Source organism: Micromonospora sp. RTBAU3-60, assembly GCF_054963695.1.
In genome coordinates this window covers 75,831-95,224 of the sequence record NZ_JBUEGB010000026.1, presented here as the reverse complement: position 1 = coordinate 95,224, position 19,394 = coordinate 75,831, and the positions used below count along the sequence as shown (strand labels likewise).

The 19,394-nt window shown below is 72.4% G+C and carries 20 protein-coding genes and 1 pseudogene; 9 read left to right on the top strand and 12 right to left on the bottom strand.

Features of this window, described 5'->3' with window-relative positions:
* Positions 1-124: pseudogene (locus ACY34I_RS23940) on the top strand (transposase); the annotation flags it as partial.
* 39 nt (positions 125-163) lie between these two features.
* On the opposite strand, the gene ACY34I_RS23935 reads toward ACY34I_RS23940, so the two are convergent.
* The 4 genes from ACY34I_RS23935 to ACY34I_RS23920 all read right to left on the bottom strand — a co-directional run bounded on the left by ACY34I_RS23935 (position 164) and on the right by ACY34I_RS23920 (position 3,424).
* Positions 164-994: an ABC transporter permease gene (locus ACY34I_RS23935; RefSeq protein ID WP_462757285.1), complete on the bottom strand. Its 831-nt coding sequence runs from the start codon at positions 992-994 to the stop codon at positions 164-166.
* Positions 991-1,950, bottom strand: coding sequence for an ATP-binding cassette domain-containing protein (locus tag ACY34I_RS23930; protein WP_462757284.1), 960 nt, complete (start codon positions 1,948-1,950; stop codon positions 991-993). Before ACY34I_RS23930 ends, ACY34I_RS23935 begins: the two co-directional genes overlap by 4 nt.
* A 24-nt stretch (positions 1,951-1,974) precedes the next feature.
* Positions 1,975-2,814, bottom strand: a complete 840-nt coding sequence (locus ACY34I_RS23925) for a DUF4097 family beta strand repeat-containing protein (RefSeq protein WP_462757283.1) — start codon at positions 2,812-2,814, stop codon at positions 1,975-1,977.
* A 76-nt stretch (positions 2,815-2,890) separates the two neighbouring features.
* Complete coding sequence (locus tag ACY34I_RS23920) at positions 2,891-3,424, bottom strand: ribbon-helix-helix protein, CopG family (protein WP_462757282.1); 534 nt, start codon at positions 3,422-3,424, stop codon at positions 2,891-2,893.
* A gap of 198 nt (positions 3,425-3,622) precedes the next feature.
* Here ACY34I_RS23920 and ACY34I_RS23915 point away from each other — a divergent pair, with 198 nt between their 5' ends.
* A complete protein-coding gene (locus tag ACY34I_RS23915; protein WP_462757281.1) occupies positions 3,623-4,345 on the top strand; it encodes a VOC family protein in 723 nt (240 codons plus the stop codon).
* 157 nt (positions 4,346-4,502) lie between these two features.
* Here ACY34I_RS23915 and ACY34I_RS23910 read toward each other — a convergent pair whose 3' ends face one another.
* Positions 4,503-4,988 (bottom strand): carboxymuconolactone decarboxylase family protein, encoded by a 486-nt coding sequence (locus ACY34I_RS23910; protein WP_462757280.1) that lies wholly within the window; start codon positions 4,986-4,988, stop codon positions 4,503-4,505.
* Positions 4,989-5,248: 260 nt separating this feature from the next.
* Between ACY34I_RS23910 and ACY34I_RS23905 the strand changes: the two genes are divergently transcribed.
* On the top strand, positions 5,249-6,190 hold the full coding sequence (locus ACY34I_RS23905; protein WP_462757279.1) for an RNA polymerase sigma-70 factor: 942 nt from the start codon (positions 5,249-5,251) through the stop codon (positions 6,188-6,190).
* A 68-nt stretch (positions 6,191-6,258) separates the two neighbouring features.
* Complete coding sequence (locus ACY34I_RS23900; protein WP_462757278.1) at positions 6,259-6,648, top strand: hypothetical protein; 390 nt, start codon at positions 6,259-6,261, stop codon at positions 6,646-6,648.
* A 100-nt stretch (positions 6,649-6,748) separates the two neighbouring features.
* Here the strand turns inward: ACY34I_RS23900 and ACY34I_RS23895 are convergent, their stop codons facing one another.
* The 4 genes from ACY34I_RS23895 to ACY34I_RS23880 form a co-directional block, all read right to left on the bottom strand.
* Positions 6,749-7,633 (bottom strand): glycine betaine ABC transporter substrate-binding protein, encoded by an 885-nt coding sequence (locus ACY34I_RS23895; protein WP_462757277.1) that lies wholly within the window; start codon positions 7,631-7,633, stop codon positions 6,749-6,751.
* A 76-nt stretch (positions 7,634-7,709) separates the two neighbouring features.
* Positions 7,710-8,603 carry an ABC transporter permease gene (locus ACY34I_RS23890; RefSeq protein ID WP_148794418.1) on the bottom strand — a complete coding sequence of 298 codons (894 nt, stop codon included), beginning with the start codon at positions 8,601-8,603 and terminating at the stop codon, positions 7,710-7,712.
* Positions 8,600-9,871, bottom strand: coding sequence for a quaternary amine ABC transporter ATP-binding protein (locus ACY34I_RS23885; RefSeq protein ID WP_462757292.1), 1,272 nt, complete (start codon positions 9,869-9,871; stop codon positions 8,600-8,602). Before ACY34I_RS23885 ends, ACY34I_RS23890 begins: the two co-directional genes overlap by 4 nt.
* Positions 9,872-10,536: 665 nt before the next feature.
* The gene (locus ACY34I_RS23880; protein ID WP_148794796.1) at positions 10,537-11,700 is read right to left on the bottom strand and encodes an acyl-CoA dehydrogenase family protein; all 1,164 of its coding nucleotides are present in this window, start codon (positions 11,698-11,700) and stop codon (positions 10,537-10,539) included.
* A gap of 216 nt (positions 11,701-11,916) precedes the next feature.
* Between ACY34I_RS23880 and ACY34I_RS23875 the strand changes: the two genes are divergently transcribed.
* From ACY34I_RS23875 to ACY34I_RS23865, 3 genes are read left to right on the top strand one after another with little or no spacing between them, the layout of a single operon-like run.
* Positions 11,917-12,603, top strand: a complete 687-nt coding sequence (locus ACY34I_RS23875) for a hypothetical protein (RefSeq protein WP_148794423.1) — start codon at positions 11,917-11,919, stop codon at positions 12,601-12,603.
* Between the two features lie 24 nt (positions 12,604-12,627).
* Entirely contained in the window at positions 12,628-14,787 is a 2,160-nt protein-coding gene (locus ACY34I_RS23870) for a sensor histidine kinase (RefSeq protein ID WP_462757276.1), read from the top strand.
* Positions 14,784-15,437 (top strand): response regulator, encoded by a 654-nt coding sequence (locus tag ACY34I_RS23865; protein WP_222870436.1) that lies wholly within the window; start codon positions 14,784-14,786, stop codon positions 15,435-15,437. Before ACY34I_RS23870 ends, ACY34I_RS23865 begins: the two co-directional genes overlap by 4 nt.
* Here the strand turns inward: ACY34I_RS23865 and ACY34I_RS23860 are convergent.
* Entirely contained in the window at positions 15,428-16,015 is a 588-nt protein-coding gene (locus ACY34I_RS23860) for a TetR/AcrR family transcriptional regulator (RefSeq protein WP_462757275.1), read from the bottom strand. The genes ACY34I_RS23865 and ACY34I_RS23860 overlap by 10 nt on opposite strands.
* Positions 16,016-16,086: 71 nt before the next feature.
* Here ACY34I_RS23860 and ACY34I_RS23855 point away from each other — a divergent pair, with 71 nt between their 5' ends.
* The gene (locus ACY34I_RS23855) at positions 16,087-17,292 is read left to right on the top strand and encodes an FAD-dependent monooxygenase (protein ID WP_462757274.1); all 1,206 of its coding nucleotides are present in this window, start codon (positions 16,087-16,089) and stop codon (positions 17,290-17,292) included.
* A gap of 53 nt (positions 17,293-17,345) precedes the next feature.
* Here ACY34I_RS23855 and ACY34I_RS23850 read toward each other — a convergent pair whose 3' ends face one another.
* Complete coding sequence (locus ACY34I_RS23850; RefSeq protein WP_462757273.1) at positions 17,346-17,873, bottom strand: SRPBCC family protein; 528 nt, start codon at positions 17,871-17,873, stop codon at positions 17,346-17,348.
* 2 nt (positions 17,874-17,875) lie between these two features.
* Entirely contained in the window at positions 17,876-18,184 is a 309-nt protein-coding gene (locus tag ACY34I_RS23845) for an ArsR/SmtB family transcription factor (RefSeq protein WP_462757272.1), read from the bottom strand.
* 119 nt (positions 18,185-18,303) lie between these two features.
* On the opposite strand from ACY34I_RS23845, the gene ACY34I_RS23840 reads away from it, so the two are divergent.
* Positions 18,304-19,233: an LLM class F420-dependent oxidoreductase gene (locus tag ACY34I_RS23840; protein ID WP_462757271.1), complete on the top strand. Its 930-nt coding sequence runs from the start codon at positions 18,304-18,306 to the stop codon at positions 19,231-19,233.
* Positions 19,234-19,394 lie beyond the last annotated feature (161 nt).

The following is a 19,394-nucleotide window of genomic DNA, read 5'->3' as shown; positions in this document are numbered from 1 at the left end:
GGATCAACCGGCACATCACACACGGCCACCTGTGGTCACCGTCGTACTACGCCGGATCATGCGGTGGGCCACCCCTCACCGCCATCACGAGTACATCGAAAACCAAAAACGTCCAGGCTCCTGACGCGATTCCTCCCGGCCCTGAAGGGGCCGGGAATCCTCGCTAGGCCACGTTGAACAGTCGCTTCGACCAGAGGTATCCGCCGAGCGCGATGACGGCGCACCAGATGATCGCGATCCACGCGTTGTTCCCGATCGGCTTGTCCATCAGCAGGCCGCGCAGGGTTTCGATGATCGGCGTGAACGGCTGGTACTCGGCGAACCAGCGCAGACCCGCCGGCATGGAGTCGGTGGGGACGAACCCGCTGCCGAGGAAGGGCAGCAGAATGAGCGGCATGGGCAGGTTGCTCGCGGTCTCGACGCTCCCGCTCACCTGGCCGAGCGCGACGGACAACCAGACGAGCGCGAAGGTCACCACCACCAGAAAACCGGCCGTGGCCAGCCACTCGCCCAGCCCGGCGGTGGGCCGGAAGCCGACCAGCAGCGCTACGCCGATCACGACCGCCAGGCTGATCACGGCCTGGATCATGCTGCCCAGGACGTGTCCGGTCAGCACCGAGACGCGGGCGATGTGCATGGTGCGAAACCGGGTGATGATGCCTTCGGTCATGTCCATGGCGATCGAGATCGCGGTCCCCTGGACCGTGGCCGCCACGGTCATCAGGATGATCGCGGGTGCCACGTAGTTGGCGTACGCGGCGCGCCCGCCGGCCGCGCCGCTGGGCACCGACCCGCCGAGCCCGGCGCCCAGCGTGCCGCCGAGCACGTAGACGAACAGCAGCAGGAAGACGACGGGCATCCCGACGAGCATCACGGTCATCGACGGGTACCGCAGCATGCGCTTGAGGTTGCGGCGCAGCATCGTCGCCGAGTCGCGTAGCGGATGGAAACGGAGGCGTGCCGGAGCCGGGCCGGTGAGGGCGGGGATGCTCATCGGGTGGTCACCTTCTCGTTGGTGGGGTTGCCGGTGAGGGCGAGGAAGACGTCGTCGAGATCGGGGGTGTGCACGGAGAGCTCGTCGACCTCGATGGCCGGGTCGTCGAGCCGGCCGATCAGGGTCTTCAGCGAGCGCAGGCTGCCGTCGCTGGGCACCCGCAGGGCGAGCGCGTCGTTGTCGCGCGCGGCCTGATCCAGCACGCGCATGGCCGCGTCGAGGCCCTGCGGGTCGGCGAAGCGCAGGCGAACGTGTCCGCCGGGGATGCGGCGCTTCAGTTCCTCCGCGGTTCCCTCGGCGACCACCCGGCCGTGGTTGAGGACCGCGATCCGGTCGGCCAACTCGTCGGCCTCGTCCAGGTACTGCGTGGTCAGGAAGATGGTGACGCCGCCGGCCACCAGGTCCCGGACGGTCTGCCACATGTCCCGGCGGCTGCGCGGGTCCAGTCCGGTGGTCGGCTCGTCGAGGAAGATCACTTGTGGGCTGCCGACCAGGGTCATCGCCAGGTCGAGCCGCCGCAGCATGCCCCCGGAGTAGGTCGATGCTGGCTTCCTGGCCGCCTCGGTCAGGTCGAACTGTTCGAGCAGTCGGGCGACGCGTCGGCGGCCTTCGCCTCGGGCGAGGTGGTGCAGATCCGCCATCAGCCGCAGGTTCTCCTCGCCGGTGAGCAGCTTGTCCACCGCGGAGAACTGACCGGTGACGCCGATCGCGGCGCGCACCGCGTCCGGCTCGCGAGCGAGGTCGTGCCCGGCGACCTGGACGTCACCGCCATCAGCGGTGAGCAAAGTGGAGAGGATCTTGACCGTGGTGGTCTTCCCGGCGCCGTTCGCGCCGAGCAGCGAGAAGACCGTTCCCCGTGGCACGTTCAGGTCGAGTCCGTCGAGCACGACATGGTCGCCGAACGATTTCCGTAGCCCGGTCGCGGCGATCGCCGGCCGGGATTGCGTGCTGGTCATGTTTTCTCCGGGGCCGGAAGTGGATCAGGAGCGGTGGATGGTGATATCGCCGTAGGAGGTGCGGCCGCGCACCTCGACGGTCTGGTCGGTCTCGTCGGGCCGGGTGGCGTTCTCCAGCAGGTTGCGTACGTGCCCGAATCCGGTGTTGACCTCGAGCCAGGCGGCGGTGCCCTCGGCGATGCCGATGTCCAGGTCGCCCATGGCGGTCCCGAGCACGACCGAGCCGCGGGCCACCTCGCCGAGGCGGATGCTGCCGTTGGACGTCTTCGCGTCGACGCCGGCGCCGGCCCGCTGGACGTCGATGGCGCCGTTGGCGTTGCGCACCCGCACGTCGCCGGTGACGGCGTCGATCGTGGTGTCGCCGTTGGAGTTCTTGACCACTACGGCGCCCTCGACCTCGCCGATCTGGATCTTGCCGGAGCCGGTGGAGATCTCGGCGTCGCCCGTGATGCCGTCGGCGGTGACGTGACCGACCCCCGTGTGCAGGCGCAGCGGGCCGGTTCGTTCGAGCCAGACGTTGCCGGTGGTCTTGAGCCGGCACTCCCCGAGCTGGCCGGCGCAGCGGACGTCGCCCATCTGCAGGTGAGCGGACAGTTGGGAACCGCTGGGCAGTTCGATGGAAACGTCCACCGATCTGCTCTTCTTCGAGAAGTCGAAAGTGCGCTTCGGGCCGGTGACCTGGAGCATGCCGTTGGTGTAGTCGACACGGACCTGCGCAGCGGCCTGCACATCGGACTCGTCGGACTCGTCGCTCGGGCGGACCTCGACGACGGTGTCGGTGCGGTCGCTCGCGGCGATCCGCACGTAGCCGACGGCGAGTTCGAGCGTGACGGAAATCGATTCGGGCGTCTCGTACTTTGGCATGGGTTGTCCCCGCATCATGGGTTGGATAGGTGATTCGTCCCCGCAGAGCCGGGGACGCGGTGTGAGAACAGCGTGGTTAGCGCACCCAGCCGGTGAAGCCCTGCTTGGTCCGCTTCCCGCTGCCGCGTGGCTCGGGGCGCTGATCGCGGTCGGGCCGCTGCAGGCCGGCGGCGGCCGCCCGGACCAGCCAGGCGTTGACCGAGCGCCCCTCCTTGGCCGCGGCCTCCTCGATCGCGGCCTTGAGCTGCTCGGGCATGCGTACGTTGATCCGGGCGGCGGGGCCGTCCTCGGAGATCAGCAGATCGCTGTCCGGCGCGCCGTCGGCCGTAGCCGCAGCGTTCTCGGCCGTGACCTCGAGCGGCTCGGCGGGTGGCGGGGTCACGACGAAGCTCGGATCGCGTCCGCGCAGGCGCAGCTCCACCGAACCCGGAGCCAGGTCCCGGGTGATCTCGTCGGCGGCGGCCGACAGCGCGTCCAACAGCGTCATCCGGATCGCCGACTCGAGCGACCCGGTCAGGCGCTCGACCAGCGCACGCGCCTCCTCACCGCCGGCTTCGGCAAGCGTGGCGAACTCACGTCCGAGGTTGCTCACATACGGGGTCAAGTCCATGGTGCCAATATGGCACACCGATGGCTCACACACAAGCCATGTTGGCTCACTAGCGGTGCCAAGTTGGCGTCCTCGGCGCGCTGGCTAATTCTCTTTGCGTGGCGAGCCCCCCAGCGCCTAGCGTTGTCCCTCCCTGTGGGCGCGGAGGACGTGCCCTGTCCGGGGCTCTGAATGAGCAGATCGGAGGTGCGGAGCGGAATGACCAGTCGTCTCCTCGCGCTCTGCTTCGACGCGCACGACCCGCTCCGGCTCGCGCGCTTCTGGGCCGGCGTCCTCGGCTGGGAGTTGGCCGACGACCCCCGAGACGGCATCACGCTGCTGCCGAGCGATGACACCGGGTTCCGGCTCCGCTTTCTGCCAAGTCAGGAGCAGAAGGTCGGCCAGAACCAGATGCACTTCGACCTGACGAGCACGTCCCTCGACGACCAGCAGCAGACGGTGGCGCGGGCGCTCGAACTCGGTGGCCGGCACATCGACATTGGCCAGGACCCGGACGATGGTCATGTGGTGCTGGCAGACCCCGAAGGCAACGAGTTCTGCGTCATCGAGCCGGGCAACAAGTTCCTCGCCGACTGCGGATTCATCGGAGCGCTTGCGTGCGACGGTTCGCAGGAGGTCGGATACTTCTGGAGCGAAGCGCTGGGCTGGCCGTTGGTCTGGGACCAGGACCAGGAGACCGCCATCCGCTCGCCGCACGGCGGTCCGAAGATCACCTGGGGCGGTCCGCCACTGATGCCGAAGACCGGCAAGAACCGGCTGCATTTCGACCTCGCTCCACCCGCCGACGGTGATCAGCAAGCGGAGGTCGACCGCCTCATCTCCCTCGGGGCAACGCGCATCGACATCGGCCAGGGTGACGTCAGCTGGGTGGTCATGGCCGATCCCGATGGCCATGAGTTCTGTGTGCTGACCCCGCGATAGCGCGAACAGAATCCCGGGTAGCCGGCGACCCGCACGATCGCTCCGGAGGAGCCACTCGTCGCGTTCGGGCGGTACGGCGTCATGGCCGGTGTGCCCGGGCATGGGCGGGCCCGGCCCAGGATCGAGTGATCCTGGGCCGGGCCGGTTCCTCCGCCGATCAGTTGAGCGCGGCGGCGAACATGCCGGGCTCGTAGGAACCCCCCTGCTGGTGCACGATCACGGCGAGCCGGTTGGCCGCGTTGATCAGGGCGACCAGGGAGACCAGCGCTGCGATCTGGTCGTCGTCGTAGTGCTTGCGTACCTGGGCCCAGGTCTCGTCGGACACGCCCTGGTGGGCGTCGGCGAGCCGGGTGCCCTCTTCGGCGAGCGCCAGCGCGGCCCGCTCGGCCTCGGTGAAGACCGTGGACTCGCGCCAGGCGGCGACCAGGTTGAGCCGGACCGAGGTTTCACCGGCGGCTGCGGCCTCCTTGGTGTGCATGTCGATGCACCAACCGCAGCCGTTGATCTGGCTGGCGCGCAGCGACACCAACTCCTGGGTGGACCTCGGCAACGGCGACTGATGGATTACCAGGCCGGCGTTGGCGAACCGCTTGAAGAACTTGGCGGCGATCTCGTTGTCGAACATGTTGAATCGGGCGTCCATGGCTCCGTCCTCACTCCTTGTGCTGCACTGGACGAACATGAGATGCCGGCGACCCGATCCCTGTGACGGTGCGGCTACGTGACGCGCACCACAAGCGGTTGGCGCATCGGTGACGTACGACGCGCCGCTGCCCAGGGCGCTGCCCCGCCGCCCCGCGATTCGCTGCCGGACGACGAGGATTGGCTACCGTTCCGGTGTCACAGAACGGCGGGGCCCGGCATCTGATGGGTGACGCAGTCGAGAGCGAACAGGAGTCACCCATGGTCGGCACGCCGCAGACCGCATCCGACGATCGCGCCAGGGGCAGCAGCCGCGACGACCGCCCCGGCCCCGCCACCGAGGCGTTCCTCGCCCACCGCAACCTGCTGTTCACCGTCGCCTACGAGATGCTCGGCTCGGCCGCCGACGCGGAGGACGTCCTGCAGGAGACCTGGTTGCGGTGGGCGGGCGTCGAACTCGGCACGGTGCGGGATCAGCGTGCGTACCTGGTCCGGATCACCACCCGCCAGGCGCTCGTCCGGCTGCGTACGCTCGGCCGCCGCAGGGAGTCCTATGTCGGCCCCTGGCTGCCCGAGCCGCTGCTCACCGCGCCGGACGTGGCCGACGACGTCGAGTTGGCCGACAGCGTCTCGATGGCGATGCTGCTGGTGCTGGAGACGCTCACCCCCACCGAGCGGGCGGTGTTCGTGCTGCGCGAGGTGTTCGACGTCGAGTACGACGAGATCGCCGAAGCCGTCGACAAGACCCCGGCCGCGGTCCGCCAGATCGCGCACCGGGCCCGGGCACATGTCGCGGCGCGCCGGCCGCGTCACGTCGTGAGCGTGGCCGAGACCCGAGACGCCCTCGACGCGTTCCAGCGGGCGGTCGAAACGGGCGACCTGCAGAGCCTGCTCGACATCCTCGCACCGGATGTCGTCCTGCTGGGTGACGGTGGCGGAGTCAAGCAGGCCGTCCCGCGGCCCGTCGTGGGGGCCGACAAGGTGGCCCGCCTGCTGGCCGTCGGGCTGGGCAGGTTCGCCGACACGGCGTCGCTGCGGCCGGCACAGGTCAACGGCTACCCGGCGCTGATCCTCCACCTCGACGGCGAGCTCGACAGCGTCCTGGCGTTTCGTATCGACGACGGCCTCATCACCGGGCTCTACGCCGTGCGCAACCCGGAAAAGCTGTCGCACATGGCGCGGGAGACCACCCTGCGCCGTTGAACCCGGGCCCGCTCAGGCCGAGTACGGATGCTCATCCGCCCGGCCGCCCGGACCGGAAGGATCGGGCTGTGACCACAACGATGCGTACTCTGCTCGGCGGGCTGCTGCTGGCGGCCGCGACGGTCGGCGCCTGGTGGGCCTGGCTGGGCTGGGAGACCGGCTACACGGTCGACCCGCGGACCGGCGCGATCAGCGGCCCGTACGCGGTGTGGCAGGTGGCCGGCTGCGTGCTGACCCTGGCCCTGATCGCCGGCGTCGGCGGCTGGTGGCGCGGCCCGTGGCTGGTGGCCCCGGTGATGACGGTGGCCTTCACGGCCGTCTGGGCGCGGCACGCCGCGTCGATCGACGACACCGGGCTCTGGGCGGTCGGGGCGGCGCTGGTGGCGATCGGCACCGCGATCGGGTCCACCGTGGTGAGCGCCGGTGCCGGCTGGCTGCGGCGCCGCCGGGGTGCGTGACCGGGGTGCCAGAAGGGGCCCCTCGTACAACGCCAGGCGTTGACAGGGGCCCCTTCCCTTCACCTGTGGGGGCAGGTCAGGCGAGACCCGCGGGGGCAGGTCAGGCGAGCGCCTTCAGGTAGTCGGGGTTGGCCTTCAGCCACTCCTCGACGGCCTTCTTCTCGTCGCCCTTGTGGGTGTTGAACATCAGGTCCTCCAGGGACCCGAGCTGCTGGCCGTCCATCTTGAACTTCTCCAGCATCTTCGCGACCTCGGGGAAGTCCTTGCCGAAGCCCTTGCGGCCGAAGGTGTTGATCTGCTCGGCCTGGCCCAGGGTGCCCTTCGGGTCGGCCAGGTCCTTCAGCTCGTACTTCGCGTACGCCCAGTGCGGGTGCCAGAGGGTGACCACGATGGGCTTCTTGTCGGCGATCGCGCCGTCCAGCGCCGCCAGCATGGCCGGGGTGGAGGAGGTCTTCAGCTTCATGCCGGACAGGCCGTAGCCGGGCAGCACCTTCTCCTGGGTGGCCTTGGTGAGGCCGGCGCCCGGCTCGATGCCGATCATCTGCCCGCCGAAGGTGCCGGCCTGGGCGGCCAGGTCCTCGAGCGAGTCGATGCCCTCGACGTACTTCGGCACGGCGATGCTCAGGCTGGCGTCGTCGTACCAGACGCCGATCTTCTCCAGCTTGTCGCCGTACTTCTCCAGGTAGGAGGCGTGCGTCTGGGGCAGCCAGCCGTCCAGGAAGAGGTCGATGTCGCCGTTGGCGAGACCGCCGTAGACGAGACCGGCCTCCAGGTTCTTGAGCTGGACCCGGTAGCCCTTCTCCTCGAGGATGTGCTGCCACAGGTGGGAGGCGGCGACCGCCTCGTCCCAGGCCATGTAGCCGATGGTGATCTTCTTGCCGCTGCCGGACGCGCCGTCCGACTTCTCGCCGCAGGCGGCGGCACCGCCGAGAGCCAGGGTGGCGGTCACCGCGAGGGCGAGGACGCGTTTCAGGGTGGTGAACACAGATCTTCCTTCCTGATTCGGAGCAGCCGGCGGTCCCGCGTACGCGGGAACAGGGGTGCCGGCGGAGGGGCGACGGTCAGGCGGCCTGCCGCGCGAGGCGCTGCGCCCGCGCGGAGGGGAACCGGTCGCCCACGGAGTCGGTGAGCCGGTCGAGCACCACGGCGAGGACCACGACGGCGATGCCGCCCTCGAATCCGCTGCCGACCTCGACCTGGGAGAGCGCGAACATGATCACGTCGCCGAGGCCGCCGGCGCCGACCATGCCGGCGATGACCACCATGGACAGGGCCAGCATGATGACCTGGTTGACGCCGGTCATGATCGTCGGCAGGGCCAGTGGCACCTTGGTCCGCAGCAGCACCATCCACGGCGGCGCGCCGAACGACTCCGCGGCCTGGACGATCTCCTTGTCGACCTGGCGCAGGCCGAGCTCGGTCAGGCGTACCCCGGGCGGCATGCTGAACACCAGCGTGGCCAGCACGCCGGGCACGGTGCCGATGCCGAAGAAGAAGATGGCGGGGATCAGGTAGACGAACGCCGGCAGGGTTTGCATGAGGTCCAGCACCGGCCGGGCCACGGCGGACGCCCGCCGGTTCTCCGCGATGAAGACGCCGAGCGGGATCGCCAGCAGCAGAGCGAGCAGGCTGGCCACGAGCACCTGGGCGAGCGTGCTCATGGTCTCCTCCCAGTACGGCATCCCGGCCACCAGGCCGAGGCCGACCGCGGTGCCGAGGCCGAACTTCCAGCCGCGCAGCCACCAGCCCAGCCCGGCGAGCACCAGCACGACCACCACCGCCGGTACGCCGGTGAGCAGGTTCTCGAGCGGGCGGACCAGGGTGTCGACCACGGTCGCGACCGCGTCGAAGACCGGGCCGAGGGTACGGGTGGCCCAGTCGACGGCGGACTCGGTCCAGGTGCCGAGCGGCAGCCGGGGCAGCCAGGAGTCGAGCGGGGACTGCGCGATGCTCATGCCGGCTCTCCCTTCGCGGCGACGAGTTCGACGTCGGGCTGCGCCGGGATGGCCGCCTCCTCCACTGCCGCGACACTCTCCGGTGTCGCGCTGGCCAGGGCGCTGAGCAGGGTGATCCGGGGGATCACCCCGGCCAGCCGGCCCCGGTCGTCCAGGACGGCCACCGGGTGCTGGCTCTCCGCGCAGTCGGCGAACAGGTCCGCCACCGCCGTGTCCGCGGTGACCGTGCGGACCCGCTCGGTCGACACGTACCCGTCGAGGTTCGGGCGGCCCTCGCGCAGCGCCCGCAGCACCTCGTCCTCGGTGACCGTGCCGAGGAACCGCTTCATCGGCCCGGTCACGTAGACCACCGAGGTCTGGCTCTCCCGCAGCGCCTTGGCGGCCACCCGGGGGCCGGCGTTGACGTCCAGCACGTGGTGCGGCTTCTCCATCACCGACGCGGCGGTCAGGATCCGGGTCCGGTCGACGTCGGCGACGAACTGCGCCACGTACCCGTTGGCCGGGTCGGTGAGGATCTCCTCGGCGGTGCCGATCTGGACGATCCGGCCGTCCCGCATGACGGCGATCCGGTCGCCGAGCCGCATGGCCTCGTTGAGGTCGTGGGTGATGAAGATGATGGTCTTGCCCAGCTCGGCCTGGAGTTCCAGGAGTTGGTCCTGGATCTCCCGGCGGATGAGCGGGTCCAGCGCCGAGAACGCCTCGTCCATCAGCAGGATGTCGGTGCCGGCCGCGAGCGCGCGGGCCAACCCGACCCGCTGCCGCATGCCGCCGGAGAGGTCGTGGGGCAGGTTGTCCGCCCACTCCTCGAGCCCGACCATGCGCAGCGCGTCCAGGGCGCGTTCGCGCCGCTCGGCCTTGGGCAGGCCGGCGACCTCCAGCGCGTAGCCCGCGTTCTCCAGCACCGTCCGGTGTGGCATCAGCGCGAAGTGCTGGAAGACCATGCTGATCTTCTCCCGCCGCAGCTTGCGCAGCGCGGCGGGCTTGAGCGTGGTCAGTTCGACCCCGTCGACCTGCACGCTGCCCCGGGTCGGCCGGAGCAGGCCGTTGAGCATCCGGATGAGGGTGGACTTGCCCGAGCCGGAGAGGCCCATCACGACGAAGATCTCGCCGGGGCGGACCTCGAAGTTCGCGTCGATCACGGCGGCCGTGGCAGGCAGGCCGGCCAGCGCCTCGGCGCGCGGGGCGCCGCTCGCGAGGCGCCTCATCGCCTCGTCAGTTCGACTGCCGAATATCTTGTAGAGCGACTTCACTGCGAGTGCGGGCACGATCCCCTCTCCGATGGAAACCGCTGGCGCGTCGCACCATCGGTAGCCATCTTCGCGTCTCGTCCGTCGATATCAACATCGGTCACATTCCGCAGGCCGTAGGGGCCGGCCCGGAAACTTACCGACGTCATCGGCGGGAATCCAGTCGCAACCGGGGGGGCTGTGGAATTAACCACAAAAACTGGTGCCCTCGACACCGTCAAATTCGGTCGTCCGTACGCACCGAGGACGTGCCTCCGTCGTCGGGAAGTCAGGCCGATTAGTCCACGTATGGGGCCTTTGTGCCGCCAGCGAGGGTGCCGGATGATGGCGGTCCGCTGCCGCCGTTCGTCCCCGAATATGACAACGGCGATAGAGAACTGTCATGTGTTCGTGATTCTCTGTCATGTGACCGTCATATTTCGGCCGGCGCTTCCGGCTCGTCGGGCGGGGCGGTTCCGCAAATCAGGTGTGGTCGTCTCGCGGAAATCGTCGAACGGATCGGTGGGGCCGCGGAAGAAGCCGACGCCGTAGACAAGCGATGCGGCTCTTCGCGCGAGGTCGTGCCGAAGCTCGGCTGACGCGTCGGGGCCGGCCGCCGAATCGGCGGCCGGCCCCGCGCGGGCCGGCGGACCCCTCCGCGCCGGCCCCAGGGCCGGGGGACCCCTCCACCCACCGGCCCGGGAAGGTCAGTACGCCAGTGCCACCGGCCGGCCCAGCAGCCGGGCCCCGTTGTTGCCCAGCCAGCCCTCCGCGGCCGCCGCGTGCTGCGCGAAGGTGTGGATGTCCCGGAACCGGCGCTGGATCGGGGAGGAGTCCCGAGCGGCGCCGCCGCCGGCCGCCCGGTAGCAGGTGTCCACGGCGGCGATCGCCTGCTCGGTCACCCAGGGCAGCGACGCGGAGATGGTCGGGTGCAGGGCGGCGATCCGCCCCGGGTCCTCGGCGCAGGCCGCCCAGAGGTCGTCGGCGAGCGCGGCCAGCAGGGCCCGCGCCGCCCGGACGTTCAGGTCGGCCCGACCGAGCTGGACCCGGAACGCGGGCGAGTCGGCGAGCGGCTGCCGGGCGTAGAGGCGCTGCCGCCCGTCGCCGAGCAGCGCGGTCATGTCGTCCAGCGCCCCCTGCGCGATGCCGACCGCGACCGCGCCCAGGTGCAGCACGAAGTGCACCAGCGGCGCCACGAACCCCGGCCCGGGCACGCACGGCGTGCCGGTGAACAGGTCGAAGCTCTCCTCCGCCGGGCAGAACGCCGACTCGACCAGCACGTCGTGGCTGCCGGTGCCGCGCAGGCCGAGCACGTGCCAGGTGTCCACCACGGTCACCCGGTCGGCCGCGAAGAGCATCGAGCGGGTCTCCGGCGGCTGCCCGTCCACCCCGGGCAGCGGCTGGCCGTCCGCGGTGACCAGGCAGTTGCCGAAGATCCAGTCGGCGTGCCGGCAGCCGCTGGCGAACCCCCACCGCCCGCTCACCTGGAACCCGCCGTCGGCCAGCTCGGCCCGGCCCTGCGGCGCGAAACCGCCGGCCACCACCACGTCCGGGCCGGCGGCGTAGAGCTTGTCGAACCGGTCGCGGGAGAGCATCGCCAGCAGGTGCGGGGTCTCCGCACCGATCATCACGGTCCAGCCGGTCGAGCCGTCCGCCCGGGCCAGGGTCTCCAGCACCGCCATCCCGGTGCGCAGGTCCACCTCGTACCCGCCGTGGCTGCGGGGCACGAACATCCGGAAGCAGCCGGCCGCGCGGAGCCGGTCGAGCAGGTCGGCGGGCAGCTCCCGGGTCCGCTCGATCTCCTCGGCCCGGGCGGTCAGCTCCGGCGCCAGCTCGCGTACGGCGGTCAGCAGGTCGTGGCGGTGGTCCATGGCGGCCTCCTCGTCGGTGTGGCGGGTCCACCGTGGCGCGTCCACCGTCCCGGCCGCCAGGGACACCCGTACCGATCGGACGGGACATCGCGGTGCCCCGGGCCGGCCGGGAAACCGCCCGGCCGGTCGGGACACCGTGGCCCATGCGCCCGGGACGCCGGGCCCGCCACGCTTCGCCTGCGGCGACCCGCCGTGCCCCCGACCTGAGGAGGAACCATGACCAGCGCCACGCTCGACGCCACCGCCACCCCGACCGCCACCGGCCGTCCCCGCCGGGGCTGGGCGGTCGCCGGGGCCGTCGCCGGGCTCACCGGCATCGCGATCTTCCAGTTCGGTCCGCAACTGGCCAACGTGGACACGTCGCTGCTCGCCGACAACGCGCGTTTGGCGGCCGCGATGGACGGCAAGGAGGCGTACGTCTGGGTCTTCCAGGTGCTGACCGGGCTGGCCGCCGGCTGCCTGGCGGTGTTCGCGGCCGGGCTGCGGCGGCGGCTGGCCGCCCGCGAGCCGGCCGGCGGGCTGCTGCCCGACGTGGCGGCCGCCGGCCTGCTGCTCACCGCGGCGCTGCTGCTGGTCGGCGGCGGGGTGTCCACCGAGCTGTACTGGGACCTGCTGCACCTGGCCGAGACCGACGCCGACACGGTCGCGACGCTGGCCACCGGCTACAACACCTTCCCGTGGGTCTGGGCGGGGGCGGGCCTCAGCGCCGGCGCGGTGGCGGTCGCCGGGCTGCGCCGCCGGTCGGTGAGCCGGTGGCTGGCAGTGTTCAGCCTGCTGATGACCCTGCTGGTGGTCGTCACCCAGGCGGTGCCGCTGCAGTACCTGGCGCTGGCTCCGGCGGCGCTCTGGGCCACTGTCGCCGGACTGACATTCGCGCTGGAGCGCCGGGGTCTCGGCAACTGACCCGGCGACTGTCAGGATCAGCGCATGCCCGCCGCGCCGACGACGACACCACGGGGCGGCGACCGGCGCCATCCGGTCGCCGCCCGGCTGGTCGCCGTCGGCTGCGCGCTCCTGCTCACCGGTACGGCCGTCTGCTGGGTCCTCGCCCGCCGGCCGTGGGGCCTGTCCCAGCTCTACTTCCTGGTGGACTTCACCGACTGCGCGGTGTACGGCACGGTCGCCTGGCTGGTGCTGCTGCGGCGCGGTCATCCCGTCGCCTGGCTGCTCGCCGCGACCGGCGTGGGCGGCGGGTTCTCCGCGTTGAGCGCGCAGTACGTGGACCTGCTCGCGGTACGGCCCGGCCTGCCGGCCCCGGTGCTGCTCATCTCCGCCCGCGACTGGGCCTGGGTGCCGGGGATGCTCTCGCTCATCACGGTGGTGCCCTGGCTGGTCCGGGAGGGGCGACTGCCCGTGCCGGCCCGGCTCGCCGTGACCGCCGGCGCGCTGGTGACCGCCGGGATCGAGCTGTTCCACCTGACCTGGCCCGGCCAGCCGGGCCGGCCCTCCGGCGCGCTGCCGCTCGCCGTGCCGGGCTGGGCGGACGTGGTGGACACCGGGGACCTGCTGCTGTTCCGGGCGGTGCCGGTGCTCGGGCTGCTCGCCGCCGCCGGCCTGGTCCGCCGGTGGCGTAGCGGGCCGCCGGCCGAGCGGGTCGGGCTGGGCTGGCTGGCCGTCGGCACCATGCTGCTCGCGGTGAGCTTCGCCCCGCTGGGCTTCCCCGGCTGGGCCGGGTGCGTCCCGGACTGGCTCGCCCCGACCGCCATGCTCGCCTCCCAGGCGTTCTTCCCGGCCGCGGTGCTGGCCGTGGTGCTCCGGCAGCGGCTGTGGGGGATCGAGATCGCCGTCCGCCGTACCCTGGTCTGGTTCCTGCTCACCTTCCTGCTGGTGACCGCCTACGTGGTGGGGGTGAGCGTGCTCGACGCGCTGCTGCCGGCCACTCCCGCGGTGCCCGGGGTGCTGGTCACCGCGCTGGTGGCGGTGGGCATGCAGCCCGCGCGGGCCCGGGTGCAGCGCGGCGTGGACCGGCTGATCCACGGCGAGGCGGTGGAGCCGCTCGGCGTGGTACGCGGCGTCGGGCACCGGATCAGCGCCTCCGCGGACCCGGCCGACGTGCTCACCGGGGTGGCGCAGAGCCTGACCGACCTGCTCCGCCTCGGCGCCTGTGCGATCGAGGTGGACGGCCCGGAGCCGTACGCCGCGGGCGGAGTGTCCGCCGGACCGGTCGGCGCGCCGCTGGTGCTGCCGCTGCGCCGGGGCGGGACCGAGATCGGCCGGCTGGTCGCGTGGGCCCGGGCGGGGGAGCGGCTGGACGGGCGTACCCGATCGGCGCTGGTCGACCTGGTGCCGGTGGTCGCGTCGGCGGCCAGCCTGGCCGCCACCAGCCGGGCGCTGGCCGCCTCCCGGGCCCGGCTGGCCGAGGCGCGCGAGGAGGAACGGCGCAAGCTGCGGCGCGACCTGCACGACGGGCTCGGCCCGGCGCTGGCCGGGGTGGCGTTGGGTCTGCAGGCGACCCGTAACCTGCTCACCGTGGATCCCGAGGCGGCCGGCCGGTTGCTGGACCGGCTGCGCGACGAGGTCGACCAGCGCGTCGAGCACGTCCGGGACCTGGCCCGGGGGCTGCTCCCGCCGGTGCTGGGCGAGCGCGGCCTCGCTCCGGCCCTGCACGAGCTGGCCCAGCGGTACGCGGGCTCGGGGCTGGCCATCCAGGTGCTGGCCGCGCCGCTGCCGCTGCCCGAGCCGGTGGCGACCGCGATCTACGGCATCGTCTCCGAGGCGGTCCGGAACGTGCACCGGCACTCCGGCGCGGCGAGCTGCGAGGTGCGCGTCGACCGGGAAGAGGCCGGGCTCAGCGTGCGGGTCGAGGACGAGGGGCGGGGGGTCGCGCCGGGGACGCCGGACGGGATCGGGATGCGCTCGATGCGGGAACGGGCCGAGGGGATCGGCGGGGTCTGCGTCGTCGCGCCGGGGGCGGGGGGTGGCACCACCGTGCTCGTCCGGGTGCCGGCCGCGCGGCTGTCGGCGTACGCGTCGGATCGCGCGGCACCGACGGCGGACGCTGCGGGGCCCGACCCCGCCGTCTCCGGCGACCCGGCCTGGTCCGATGCCGGCTCGGGGGCGGTACGGGCAGCGGCGGTGGAGCCGTGACCGAGCCGACCATCCGGGTCGCGGTGGTGGACGACCACCCGGTCTTCCGGCTGGGCATGACCGCGCTGCTCGCCTCGACGGCCGGGCTGGCGGTGGTCGGCGAGGCCGCCGACGCGGACGGCGCGCTGCGGGTCGCCGACCAGCAGCGACCGGACGTGATCATCATGGACCTGCACCTGGGCGGCCGGTCCGGGGTGGCGGCGACCCGGGAGATCGTCGCCCGGCACCCGGGCATCGGGGTGCTGGTGGTGACCATGCTGGACGACGACGACTGGGTCTTCGCGGCGCTGCGCGCGGGTGCCCGGGGCTATCTGCTCAAGGGCGCGGCGCCGGCCGAGGTGGAGCGGGCGGTCCGAGCGGTCGCCAACGGCGAGGTGCTGCTCGGCCCGGTGATCGCGAGCCGGGCGGTGAGCTACCTGTCCGGGGCCCGGGCGTCCGGGTCCGCGCCGTTTCCCGAGCTGACCGACCGGGAGCGCGAGGTGCTCGACCTGGTCGCCCAGGGGTTGAGCAACGTGGTCATCGCCCGCCGGCTGACGCTCAGCCCGAAGACCGTCCGCAACCACCTGTCCAACGTGCTCGCCAAGCTCCAGGTGGCCGATCGCGGCCAGGCCATCGTCCGGGCCCGGGAGGCCGGTCTCGGTCAGCCCTGACCAGCGCCGAAGTCGTCGGCGACGGCCCGCAGGGCCCGGGTCAGCTCCGCCGCCGACGGCGCCGCCGCCGGATCGACCAGCCACTGGGCGGCCAGGCCGCCGAGCAGCGCCTGGTGGAAGGCGCCGAGCGCGAGCGCGGTCGGCTCGTCGGCGGCCGGGTCGATCCGGTGGAAGACCTCGGCGAGGCCGAGCCGGGCGTGCCGGTTGGCGGCGGCGAACGCCTCCCGCAGCTCGGGTACGCGGTCCATCTGCGCGATCAGCTCGAACTGGATGGCCCAGAGCGGGCGCAGCCGGGCGAAGGATTCGATGATCCGCTCCCAGGTCGCCTCGAACCGCTGTGCGGGGGTGGCCGTCGAGCCGGCGTCCTCCGCGAGGGCACGGCCCAGCTCCTCACCCCACTCCGCCATCGCCTCGATCAGCGCCTCGTTGAGCAGGGCCTTCGTGGTGCGGAAGTGGTAGCCGATGGCGGCCAGGCTGGTGCCGGCCGCAGTGGCGACGTCCCGGGCCGTGGTGGCCGTGTACCCCTTCTCGATCAGGCAGCGCTTGGCGCCGGCGAGCAGGTCCTCCCGATTTCCCATGCCGACAGCGTAGCGGATTTCTTGGACAAGCGTCTTGCACAACTGTCTAACACGCTTGTACAGTTGCTGCCATGACCGATGTGCTGATCTCCGGGGCCGGTGTCGCCGGCCCCGCGCTGGCCTGGTGGCTGCGCCGTCACGGCTTCCGTCCGACCGTCGTCGAGCGCGCCCCGATGCTCCGCTCCGGGGGCTACAAGGTGGACATCCGGGGCGCGGCCCTGGACGTCATCGACCGGATGGGGCTGGGGCACGAGGTGCGGCGGCACGACACCGGCATGCGCCTGGCCCGTTTCGTGGACGCATCCGGCGCGCAGCTCGCCACCATGGACGCCGCGCTCTTCGGCGGCCGGGAGGGGGACGACGTCGAGATCATGCGCGGCGACCTGGCCCGCATTCTGGTCGACGCCACCGACGACGTGGAATACCGCTTCGACGACTCGATCGTCGCGCTGGAAACGACCGCCGACGGGGTGGAGGTGGCCTTCGAGCGGGGGCCGAGTCGCCGCTTCGACCTGGTGATCGGCGCCGACGGGCTGCACTCGACGGTGCGGCGCCTGGCCTTCGGCCCCGGCTCGGCCCACCTGCGCCCGCTCGGGCACCACATCGCGATCTTCACGGTGCCCGCCGAGTACGGCGAGGAGTGCGTCGAGCTGATGCACCCCGCCCCGGGGCGGACGGTCGGCGTCTACCGGACCGCCGGCGCGCCGGACGCGCGGGCCCTCTTCCTCTTCCCGTCGCCCGCAGAGGAGCCCGACCGCCGGGACGTCGCCGGGCAGCGGGCAGCGCTGGCCCGGGCGTACGCCGGGGCCGGCTGGCGGGTGCCGGAGCTGCTCACCGCGATGGAGGACGCGCCGGACTTCTACTTCGACGCGATGAGCCAGGTGCGGATGGACCGCTGGTCGACCGGGCGGATCGGGCTGGTCGGCGACGCCGGCTACGGTGCCTCGCCGGCGTCCGGGCAGGGCACCAGCCTGAGCCTCGTCGGGGCGTACGTGCTGGCCGCCTCGCTGGCCGAGGCCGGTGGCGACCCGGCCGCCGGGTTCGCGGCGTACGAGCGGCGGATGCGGCCGTTCGTGGCGGCGAACCAGCAGCTCGCCGAGCGCAACCTGAAGGGCATGGTGCTCGGGTCGGCCGCGCAGATCCGGTTCCAGACGCTGATGCTGCGGCTCATGCCACGCATGCCCGGCCGGGAGCGGATGATCCGCCGGGTCACCGAGCCGATCCGCAAAGCGGCCACCGCGGTCACCCTGCCGGACGTCCCCGCCGTCACGCGCTGAGGGCGGCAGGCCGGCGGCGCGGGGTGGCGGCTCGCCACCCCGCGCCGGCCGCGTCAGGAGTCCAGGCGCTCGGCGTACGCGGCGCGCAGCTGCTCCCAGCCGAAGTCCAGCGCCTCGCCGCCGCGGATCGGGCCGACCGGGTCCCCGTCGAGCAGGTGACCGGCGACGTCCAGGCAGAGGTGCCAGCCCGCGGCCATCAGCGGCGCCTGGTCGGCCTTCTCGATCCGGTGCCGCAGGGTCAGCCGGGTGCCCGCGTCCGTCGGGGTCAGCTCCCAGCGCAGCCGGTCGTCGCCCCAGGTGTACTCCAGCAGCGACGGGCGCTCCGCCCGGACCACGGTGGCCGGTGCGTCGAAGGTCCGCTCGCCGTCAACGGCGCTGAGCGTGGCGTCGCCGGGCGTACCGAGATCCCGGCTGGCCAGGAAGGGCGCCCACTGGGCGAGCTGGTCGGGCTCGGTCAGCGCGGCCCAGACCTTCTCCGGCGGATGCCGCAGGTCCCGGACGAACACGAGGTCCCACCGGTCGCCGGCCGGCACCCGAGCGACCTCGGCGAGCGGGCCGGGTCGAAAGTTGTCGCGTTCCATCGTCACTCCTGACTGTCGAGATGGCGCTCCAGGGCGTCGAGGTGGTCCGCCCACATCCGCCGGTACGGCCCGAGCCAGTCGTCGACCGTGCGCAGCGGACGCGGGTCGATCCGGTAGAACCGCTGCTGGGCGGCGGTGCGGCAGGTGACGAAGCCGGCCTCGCGGAGCACCCGCAGGTGCTTGGAGACGGCCGGCTGGCTCATCCCGAGCGCGTCCACCAGGTCACCGACACTGCTCTCGCTGCGGCGCAGCCGGTCGAGGATGCGGCGTCGGGTGGGCTCGGCCAGGACGGCGAAGGCGTCGACGGACACCAGACCAATATGCCCCAGCAGTTATATGCCTGTAAAGGCATGGCCGCTGTTCGAGCCGGTGCGGGTGACGGGGACCGGTGCCCGGGGTGGCCCGCCGGTTCGCTTCCTATGCTCGGATCATGGAACTGCGGATCTTCACCGAACCCCAGCAGGGCGCCAGCTACGACCAGCTGCTCGCCGTGGCCCGGCGCGCGGAGGAGACGGGCTTCGGCGCGTTCTTCCGCTCCGACCACTACCTGAAGATGGGCTCGGGGAGCGGCGAGCCGGGCCCGACCGACGCCTGGACCACCCTCGCCGGACTGGCCCGGGACACCACCCGGATCCGGCTCGGCACGCTGATGACCGCGGCCACCTTCCGGCTCCCCGGCCCGCTCTCCATCACCGTCGCGCAGGTCGACCAGATGAGCGGCGGCCGGGTCGAGCTGGGCATCGGCACCGGGTGGTACGCGGACGAGCACACCGCGTACGGCATCCCGTTCCCGCCGCTCGGGGAGCGCTTCGACCGGCTGGAGGAGCAGCTGGCGGTGATCACCGGGCTCTGGGCGACCCCGGCCGGCCGGACCTTCGACTTCCCCGGCAAGTACTACCCGGTCAGCGACTCGCCCGCGCTGCCCAAGCCGGTGCAGCAGCCGCGCCCGCCGATCCTGCTCGGCGGGAAGGGCCCGAAGCGGACGCCCCGCCTCGCCGCCCGCTACGCCGACGAGTTCAACCTGCCGTTCGTCTCGGTCGAGGACTCGGCGGCCCAGTTCCACCGGGTACGCGCCGCCTGCGCCGAGATCGACCGGAACCCGTCCACCATGGTCTGGTCCAACGCCCTGGTCCTCTGCTGCGGCCGGGACGAGGCCGAGGTGGCCCGACGCGCCGCGGCGATCGGCCGGGAGCCCGCCGAGCTGCGCGAGCACGGCCTCGCCGGCACACCCGCCGAGGTGGTCGACAAGCTCGGCCGGTATGCCGCGATCGGCAGCCAGCGGATCTACCTCCAGCTGCTCGACCTGACCGACCTGGACCACCTGGAGCTGGTCGCCGCCGAGGTCATGCCGCAGCTCTGACGATCGACCACGCCGGGCCGACGGCCGCCCCGAGGTGCCGGCCCAGGCCCCGGCGGCTCCGGCTCGGGCTCGGGGACCGGTCCCGGCACCGGATGCCCGGCCCGTGACACGTCGACCGGGCCGGGGCCCACACCGGTCGGGTCGATCTCCCGCTCCGACGG